This is a genomic window from Protofrankia sp. Cr1 (genome assembly GCF_963555865.1).
Lineage (GTDB): Bacteria > Actinomycetota > Actinomycetes > Frankiales > Frankiaceae > Protofrankia.
Window position 1 is genome coordinate 5,986 of the sequence record NZ_CAUVXO010000347.1, and the last position, 713, is coordinate 6,698.

A 713-nucleotide genomic window follows, 5' to 3' on the forward strand; every position below is an offset into this window, starting at 1 on the left:
CGGGTAGCCGCAATCATGGAGTGAGACAGCCGTTAATCTGACCGTTTCAATGAACCGGGGAAACGCCCACCGCGACCGCCAGCGCGACCGCCACCATCGAAAACAATCCGCTGGTGACACTCCGTCAGCACAGCTCCGCTTGTGCGCCGCGTTGGCGAGACGTGGATGCGATCAGGCACGCACGCAACGGGCGACGCGCACACCGGATCAGGCCACGTTTCCGTGGTGGCGCTCGTACAGGGAGCGCGCCTGGCCCACCCAGTCGTCCGAGACAAGCCGGTCACCAAACCCGTCGAGTACCCGGACAAGGCTGTCGACGCCGTCCTCGTCGAGCTCGGCAAGCTGGCGGAAGCTCGCGATGCCGAACGCGTAAAGGCGCGCCTCCACAACCGGGCCGATCCCCACGATCTCTTTGAGATTGTCCCGCCGGGCTGCGGTATCCGCGGTCGGCATCAGGACGGAAAAGGACCCGAACCCACCGGAGGCCGTCAGCTGGGCGAGCGCGACCGAGCCGGGCAGGAGCCCGTGGGACTGGTCAGACAGCTCGCCCGGTACGGGTCGGGCGGTCCGCACCGGGACCACATCGGCGAGAGCAGGGTCCTTCCCGTCGAAGACGAAATCGTCGGCACACCCGCTGTCGACGCTGACGTACCCCTCGCGGTCGCGGTCCTGCTCCAGAACCGTCCAGGCGTCGTCTGTATCGACCGGGACGT

General features: G+C 67.0%; 1 pseudogene. It reads right to left on the reverse strand.

The window, feature by feature from the left end:
* Nucleotides 1-207: 207 nt before the first annotated feature.
* Nucleotides 208-713 (reverse strand): annotated as a pseudogene (locus U9980_RS20930) (hypothetical protein); the annotation flags it as partial.